Annotated in this window: 6 protein-coding genes; 4 read left to right on the top strand and 2 right to left on the bottom strand. The window is 52.0% G+C overall.

The annotated features are described in order from the left end of the window. Positions 1-357: 357 nt before the first annotated feature. The 3 genes from GSQ70_RS12045 to GSQ70_RS12035 all read left to right on the top strand — a co-directional run bounded on the left by GSQ70_RS12045 (position 358) and on the right by GSQ70_RS12035 (position 3,666). Complete coding sequence (locus tag GSQ70_RS12045; protein WP_158782767.1) at positions 358-984, top strand: carbonic anhydrase; 627 nt, start codon at positions 358-360, stop codon at positions 982-984. Then, complete coding sequence (locus GSQ70_RS12040; protein ID WP_158782766.1) at positions 981-2,459, top strand: SulP family inorganic anion transporter; 1,479 nt, start codon at positions 981-983, stop codon at positions 2,457-2,459. The genes GSQ70_RS12045 and GSQ70_RS12040 overlap by 4 nt, the downstream gene beginning before the upstream one ends. Before the next feature lie 88 nt (positions 2,460-2,547). Continuing rightward, complete coding sequence (locus GSQ70_RS12035) at positions 2,548-3,666, top strand: AI-2E family transporter (protein WP_158782765.1); 1,119 nt, start codon at positions 2,548-2,550, stop codon at positions 3,664-3,666. A 244-nt stretch (positions 3,667-3,910) separates the two neighbouring features. Here GSQ70_RS12035 and GSQ70_RS12030 read toward each other — a convergent pair whose 3' ends face one another. After that, positions 3,911-5,146, bottom strand: a complete 1,236-nt coding sequence (locus GSQ70_RS12030) for an FAD-dependent oxidoreductase (protein WP_158782764.1) — start codon at positions 5,144-5,146, stop codon at positions 3,911-3,913. A 375-nt stretch (positions 5,147-5,521) separates the two neighbouring features. Here GSQ70_RS12030 and mqo point away from each other — a divergent pair, with 375 nt between their 5' ends. Next, the gene (gene mqo, locus GSQ70_RS12025; protein ID WP_158782763.1) at positions 5,522-7,174 is read left to right on the top strand and encodes a malate dehydrogenase (quinone); all 1,653 of its coding nucleotides are present in this window, start codon (positions 5,522-5,524) and stop codon (positions 7,172-7,174) included. Between the two features lie 182 nt (positions 7,175-7,356). On the opposite strand, the gene GSQ70_RS12020 is transcribed toward mqo, so the two are convergent. Next, positions 7,357-7,686 carry a hypothetical protein gene (locus tag GSQ70_RS12020; RefSeq protein ID WP_158782762.1) on the bottom strand — a complete coding sequence of 110 codons (330 nt, stop codon included), beginning with the start codon at positions 7,684-7,686 and terminating at the stop codon, positions 7,357-7,359. Between the last annotated feature and the right edge of the window lie 665 nt (positions 7,687-8,351).

Genomic DNA, 8,351 nt, shown 5'->3' with positions numbered 1-8,351 from the left:
TTTAAAATAACCCTGATAAGCTATAGGTTTTTCTTATATATAGATATGTTGATATTAATATGTGATTTTTATCTATCTGATTTTAATGGTTTAAGTTAAAACAACCCCCTTTGGGATTGCCATCTTAAAAATGCCTGCCAAAAAAACAACCTGTAAGAAAGTAAATTTAATAAAAATTACATTCATGATTATTACTTTCTTCCAGGAATAATCTTAATAAGTTTTAATAAACTAAAATGTCAGAACTTATTACAACACTTATGTACATACTTACTGTGGAACTTATATTTCCGCTTACCCTTATTTTTGAACTGGCGCCCAGGGTTATTCCTGTCGTCCTGAAAGAGAGACTGTATTTTGACGACACTCAAACCCCTTTTAGCGAAAAACCGCAGTTGGGCCTTACAGCGCCGCCAACGCAATCCTCACTACTTCCGGCAGAACATGCATTCGCAACAGCCGCATTCGTTGTGGATCGGTTGCTCTGATAGTCGCGTTCCGGCGGAGGTCCTGACTGGCGCCCATCCTGGCGAACTGTTTGTGCACCGTAATATCGCCAATATGGTGGTCAGCGGCGATGATAACTTTATGAGCGTGCTGCAGTACGCGCTGGAATACCTGAAGGTCTCAAGCATTGTACTTTGTGGGCACTATGGCTGCGGCGGAGTGCAGGCAGCAGTGGCTTTGCCGGATATCCCGCTGTCTGATGAGAATTCCCCGCTCGCACGGCGCATCACTCATCTGCGTGAGGCACTGGCTCCGGGGCTGGCAGAAGCCGGTGATATTGAAGATGAGACTGAGCGCCTGAACCAACTGGTCGAGGCTAACGTGCTGGCACAGTTTGCCCACCTTATCGGTACTGAACCGGTCAGGAATGCCTGGCGGGATGGCGTGGCGCTGGATGTTTTCGGCTGCGTCTATGACCTGCAAACCGGCCATCTGAAAGAGTTGATTCAGCAACATGCACAGGAGCCTTCGTCATGAATTTATCAACGCTTCGCCAGGATATTCCCGCCGGTCTGGTGGTCTTTCTGGTTGCCTTGCCGCTCTGTCTGGGTATCGCTCAGGCCAGCGGGTTGCCGCCCTTTGTCGGACTGTTGACTGGCGTCATTGGTGGGCTGGTCGTTACCACGTTTAGTCCGTCGAAATTTGCCGTCAGCGGCCCGGCTGCCGGACTGGTGACGATTGTAACCGGGGCCATTGAGACGCTGGGATCGTTTTCTGCGCTGCTCCTGGCGCTGATTATTGCTGGCGTGCTGCAATTTCTACTGGGCGTGGCGCGCGCCGGGCGATTTATCACTCTCGTGCCTGGAACCGTGATCAAAGGGATGCTGGCGGCTATCGGTATTTTACTGATTATCCAGCAGATCCCGGTAGCGCTGGGCGCTTCAGGTGAGAACGAACTCAGCGCAATGGTGACCGGCGGAGCTTTCACGGTTTCGGTTTCTGCCATTGTGGTGTCGATGACCGGGCTGTTTATTCTGTGGTTCTGGTCCACGCCGACAGTGAAGCGGATTAAGGTGCTGAGCTGGATCCCCGGCCCGCTGGTCGCGGTGCTGTTCGGCTGTCTGGTGACGGTGGTGGGGGGCAGAATGTTCCCGGAGCTGATCGCCAGTCTGCCGCGTATTTCCCTGCCTTCATTTGACAGCCTGCAGGCGCTGACCGGTGAACTGGAGCGACCGGACTGGACGGCATGGCAGAATCCGGCGGTCTATATGATTGCCGCAACGCTGGCAATTGTGGCCAGCCTGGAAACCCTGCTGAGTCAGGAAGCGTTGAAAAAGCTGCGTCCGCAAAATCCGGCTCCTTCACCGGATAAAGAGATGCGTGCGCAGGGGATCGGTAACCTGATTAGCGGTTTCCTTGGTGGCCTGCCGATCACGGCGGTAATCGTGCGCAGTTCGGTGAATGTCAGCGTGGGCGCGCAAAGTAAAATTTCCATCCTTGTGCACGGCGTGTTGCTGCTGGTCTGCGGCCTGTATTTCAGCGAGATGCTGAATGCGATCCCGTTAGCCAGCCTGGCTGCGGTGCTGTTACATACCGGCTATAAGCTGGCGACGCCAGGGCTGTTTGTCGAACATATCCGGAAGGGAGCCCAGCAGTACGTGCCTTTTCTGGCAACAATAGGCGGCATTCTGGTATTCGGGATGCTGGCGGGGATTGGCATCGGCCTGGCAACGCAAATTTTGTTCAGCATCTACAAGAGCCATCGCAATGCACTGCTGCTGACCCGCTACGACGATCATTATGTCCTGCGTTTTCAGCAGAACCTGACGTTTATGCATAACCCGCGCCTTAAAGGTCTGCTGGCAGAGATCCCTGAGAACAGCGTGGTGATCGTCGAACATGACAATGCTGAATACATCGATCCGGATGTGAAAGCGGTATTGCAGGATTTCGGTGAGAGTGCCGTTAAACGAGGTATTGTGCTGAATCAGTGGCCGGTACAACTGGCTTAACGGAAGGGCTTCCCCGTGAAACCGCATTGCAATTACGGCGATGCATTCTATGCTACGGTAGCCAAATGTGGGTTTCCGGGGAATAAAAATGAGATTTAAAGGCCTGAGCAAAGGATTTTTCATCCTGATCCTTTTCATTGTTACCGTGGCTTTTTTAGATATTTTAGGGCCGTACTATTCATCTGTGTTGTGGGCCACCATTCTGGCCGTCATTTTCCATCCCATGAAGACAAAGCTGAAGCAGCTGATAAAGGACAGGAACGGCCTGGCGTCATTTCTGACCATCCTGGTGATCTGTCTGATCGTCATCACGCCACTGCTGATCGTCGCTTCTTCAATGGCGATGGAGTTCAACGCTGTTTATGACCGGTTGCAGAACAATAACACCCAGTTGCCGACGATACTGGCTCAGGTTATGCAGCATCTTCCGCAATGGGCTCAGCACTCGCTGGCGGAACACCAGCTGGATACCGCGGCTCGCATACAGCAAAAACTGTCCCAGGTGGCCTTACAGGGCGGGCAGTATTTTGCCGGAAGCGTGTTCCTGATTGGCAAGAGCAGTTTCAGTTTTGTGGTGGGCTTCGGCATCATGCTTTATCTGCTGTTCTTCCTGCTGAAAGACGGGGCTTATCTGGTTAACCTGATCATGAAGTCGTTGCCGCTCACGGAGTATGTAAAACATCACCTGCTGGTTAAGTTTGCTGCGGTTTCCCGTGCAACCGTAAAGGGTACCGTGGTGGTGGCTATTGTGCAGGGGGTGCTGGGTGGTGGGGCATTCTGGTTTACCGGAATACAGGGCAGCCTGCTGTGGGGGGCGCTGATCGCCTTCCTTTCCCTGATCCCGGCGGTGGGATCTGCCATTGTCTGGGTTCCTGCCGCGGCTTACTTCTTCTTCTCAGGCATGATTTGGCAGGGCATCTTCCTGGTGGCGTTCTTTGTGGTGGTGATCGGGCTGGTTGATAACATTCTCCGTCCGCTGCTGGTGGGGAAGGACACCAAAATGCCGGATTATCTGATCCTGATTTCAACACTTGGCGGTATGGAAATCTATGGCATCAACGGCTTTGTTATCGGCCCGCTGATCGCCGCGCTGTTTATTGCCTGCTGGAACCTGCTTTCGGGCCGGGATAACGAAGATAACGTTGAAGAAATCGATGAGGAATTCATTGAAGAGGGGAAGACGCATCCTGATGCCGACCCCTCGTAACGCCTTTTGCGTTTGATCAGTATGCGGCACTATTGTGCCGCTTACTGCCTCTTTCAGCACGGCTGGCGGAAGGCGGATATCATCAATATTCAGCCAGATATCCACGCGGACATCACCAAACAGAAAGCGACTCAGATTCTGATAGCCTTCTTCGCTGTTTACGATACAGAAAAAGCCGGAGTGTGAACGGTAAGTAAAGGCTTTTGCGCAGGGAAAACCAGTGAGTTTTATCGATATCTGAAAGTTACTGATGTTTTTTACTCGAAGCCATCAGGCGATCGTCAGGTAATTCACGGTAAAAGCCGATGCCGATCAGCCTGCCAAACAGGAAGGGAAGACATTTTCGCTGCCGCAGCCACAGCTCCATTCTGCCTGGTGGCTTGCGGCGTTTCTTCTGCGCGGCTTTGCCGATCATAATCTGCAGCGACTGGGTTGCCCAGGTTGGAAATGTGCGGCGACGTTGTACTTTCTGTAGATCTTTCAGTGCCAGAGTCCCTTTTTTCAATGGTATGGAGAGCAGGTTGGCCGCTGCCACGGCATCCTGGATGGCCAGATTGACGCCAACGCCGCCAATCGGTGACATGGCATGAGCGGCATCGCCAATGCACAGCAGCCCGGGCTTAGCCCAGTGTTCCAGGCGATCGATACGAATTTTCAACAGTTTAACCTGTTCCCAATCGGCAATGTCCTGCTGCAGACGGTTCAGTTCAAAAGGGGACGCCTCCGCTACCTGATGCAGAAAAGCAGGCAGGCCAGCCTGTTGCAGCGCTTCCATGCTGTCTTTGGTAATCGAGTAGCCGCACTGCCAGTAGTCGCCACGATCGATCATGATAAAGTTCTTTTTAGGCCCACGATGGCCCATGGCCCATTCAGGATCGTCAGGAAGTTTAGCGACTTTCAGCCACAGCACGTCACGCGGGGCACCAAAGCGGCGTATCTTCAGACCAGCCGCTTCACGTACGAGTGAGTTGCGACCGTCACAGCCAATGACTAAGTCACTGCGGATTTCCTGTTTCTCGCGCCCGATGATGGCCCGCACGCCTCTGACCTTACCCTGTTCCTCAATCAATCCACTTACCGCTGCATTCTGCAGCAACGTGAAGCCGGGTAGCTGTGATCCTTTACGGCTGAGCAGGTTGAGGAAATCCCACTGCGGCATAAAAGCGATGTATTTACAGCGGGTTGGCAGGCGGCTGAAATCCGCCAGCGTGGCTTCCTGGCCGTTAATTTCGCCAAATAATTTTTCTGCCTTCTGGTGGGGGATTGCCAGCAGTTCATCGAGAAACCCCAGTTGCCAGACGATCTCCAGCGTGGAGGGATGGATGGTATCGCCGCGGAAGTCCCGCAGGAAATCACTGTGTTTTTCCAGCACCGTCACCGGGATGCCATTGCGCGCCAGCAGGTAGCCGAGCATCAATCCGGCCGGGCCTCCGCCGACAATACAGCAGGATGCAGGAGAGGTGGGGGTGTTGTCGTTCATTCAGTACCGCCTGGCCAGAAAGCTTAATTGATAACAATTATCATTTGCCGGGCTGGAGGTCAATAAACAGTCTGAAAGTAGTGTGCGGCATGGCTGGTTAAGCACGGTATTACTTAATGTTTAAAGCGCCTTCTTAGCCGGAATACAGGAATTTATTAAGCAAGAACAAGGATAAAATTTAAGTTAAATAAAGCAGAGAGGAACTCGGTTATCAATCGAAAATAAATAACCCTATTTATTCAGGGAAATAGTTCTATTAAAAACAGGGGTATTGCGCTGGTGAGTTTTGTAACTTTAGTAAGTTGGAAATACCCTGACACGATTGTTAAAGTATTTCTTCAAACTTTAAAAAACTGTTGAAACCTGTAATTCAAAATGGCTAATTTAAGTAAAGTTTTCCCCGTTCTTTCTCTCTCAGCGCTGCTGGTTTGTTCCTCTGTTTGGGCTGAAGACAGCACGGAAAAGACCGATGTCCTGCTGATTGGCGGCGGCATCATGAGCGCTTCTCTCGGCACCTGGCTGCATGAGCTGCAACCGGGCTGGAAACAGCTGATGGTCGAGAAGCTGGACGGCGTGGCGCTGGAATCTTCCAATGGCTGGAACAACGCCGGTACCGGCCACTCCGCCAACATGGAGCTGAACTACACGCCGGAGCGTGCAGATGGCTCGATTGATGTCAGTAAAGCGCTGGAAATTAATGAATCCTTTATGATTTCCCGTCAGTTCTGGACGGCACAGGTTAAGCGCGGCGTGCTGCAGGATCCCCATTCATTTATTAACTCCACGCCACACATGAGCTTTGTCTGGGGCGACAAGAATGTCGACTACCTGGGCAAACGCTACAAGGCGCTGCAGCAGACCACGCTGTTCCAGGGCATGCAGTTCTCTACCGATCATAACCAGATTGCCCAGTGGGCGCCGCTGATCATGCAGGGCCGCGATCCACAGCAGAAAGTGGCGGCGACCTGGACCCCGGTTGGCACGGACGTTAACTATGGTGAAATCACCCGCCAGTTGATCGGCAGCCTGAAGAAGAGCGACAACTTTACGCTGGAAACTTCTGCGGAAGTCACCGACTTTAAACGTAATCCTGACAACTCCTGGCACGTGACCGTTACCGACGTGAAAGACGGCAAGCAACATGCTGTGGACGCGAAATACGTATTTATCGGCGCGGGCGGGGGTGCTCTTAAACTGCTGCAGAAAACCGGTATTCCGGAAGCGGATAACTATGCTGGTTTCCCGGTTGGTGGGTCGTTCCTGGTGACTGAGAATCCTGAAATCACTAAACAGCATATGGAGAAAGTGTACGGTCAGGCTTCGGTGGGTGCACCGCCAATGTCCGTGCCGCATCTGGATGCCCGCTTCCTCGACGGCAGGCGTGTGGTGCTGTTTGGGCCGTTCGCGACCTTCTCAACCAAATTCCTGAAAAACGGGTCATTTATGGACCTGTTGAAAACCACCACCACCAGCAACTTCATGCCGATGACTCACGTGGGCCTGGATAACTTTGATCTGGTCAAGTACCTGATTGGACAGGTGATGCTGAATGATGATGACCGCTTTGCGGCCCTGAAAGAATACTATCCGGCCGCCCGCAAGGAAGACTGGAAACTGATCCAGGCGGGTCAGCGTGTGCAGATCATCAAGAAGGACGCGGAGAAGGGGGGTGTGCTCAAACTGGGTACCGAAGTTGTTACCGATCGGCAGAAAACCGTGGCGGCATTGCTGGGAGCTTCACCGGGTGCTTCTACCGCTGCACCGATCACCCTGAACGTCATCAAAAAGCTGTTCCCGGAGCAGTTCAACTCTCCTGAATGGCAAAGCAAGATAAAGGGGATCATCCCAAGCTTTGGTCAGCAACTGAACGGCAACACGGCGCTGACCCAGCAGGTATGGGACACCACTGCAGAGACGCTGAATCTGACCAAACCGCCGGTTATTCAGATGAACAGCACTGCGCAGGCGAACGCTGAAGCGCAGCAGCAGAAAACCACGGCAAGTGCTCAGCACGATATGGCTCTGTAAGCCTCATTGAAGCCAGCTCTGTAGCGTTCATCCCGTCACTGCCGGTGAATGCAGAAGAGGCTTAGCAGCGATCATCCTGCAAGTACCAATGAATGCAGAAGGGGCTTACAGGGATTGTCGGGCTGCAGCCAAAGAAAAGGCCGGAATATCCGGCCTTGTTTCTGTAAAAAACTGCTGAACTGTTAGTCAGTCGCTTTGTTCTTAAGGCTTTCTGCGCCCTGTTTGGTTTTATCCCAGGTCTTCTCAGTGCCTTCTTTGGTTTTGTGCCAGGCTTTCTGAGTGCCTTCTGAGACTTTGCTGCCCGTAGAATCACTCTTGCCTTCCGCAGCATGCTTAGCTTTCAGCTTCATTTCAGAACCCTGATCTTCGGTCTGATGAAGCTTTTCCTTTGCGGTATCTGCGCCTTTATGCGCCTTCAGAACCGTGGCGTCAGTCGCCTGGCTGGCGGTGTCTGCCGCGAAGACCGGAGAAGCCAGTAAAAGTGCCGACAGGGCGATAATTGCGTTTTTCATAAATCCCTCATTTATTAGACATATCTACTTCAAGTATAGGTCAGGTCACGCCGATTTGCATGGCACCGCACTTTTTGCTGTCGGTTGGGTGATTTTTAGCCATTATCACAAGCAGTCTCTGAAGTCGCTGCATAATTGCCCTCAGAAGGAATAATGTAGCTTTTAATGATTTTTTCAGTAGATAGTTGGTATCGTCACCGGTCATAAAACGGGGTTAAGCACCCACGAGCGTCCTCTGAAGGATTGAGCTTAATGTTTTTCCCAGTGGCCGCCTGGCATGGGCCTGAAGCTTTTCCAGGTATCACACGCGCGCGTGAATCGCAGCAGGACCGGGAGGGTAGAGTGAGTTTTACCCGTATCGCTACGTGAGCGCAAAAATATGGGGCTTGCTGAAAGCGCCGAAGACTGGCTACCGGCTCTGGCAAGGTTACCAAATTGCGGGAGTCATTAACCCCACCCCCTTGCAAAAGTTTTGAGGGGTATGTGTTCACCAACTGTTCGCTACTGTTCACTTTTTTTGAGAACGATTCTCATAATGGTGAACACTTAAGAATAGCGGTGAACAGTAGTGTTCACACTCAGAAGCCAGATTTGGCGCGGATTTAGGAGAAAGTGACCACTGCGAACAGTTTCAGCCTTTAACACTTTTTACAGGAGGTGGCAGT

This window comes from Pantoea sp. BAV 3049, from assembly GCF_009765445.1.
GTDB lineage: Bacteria > Pseudomonadota > Gammaproteobacteria > Enterobacterales > Enterobacteriaceae > Erwinia.
The sequence above is the reverse complement of the archived record's forward strand: the minus strand, read 5'-3'. Positions and strand labels throughout refer to the sequence as shown.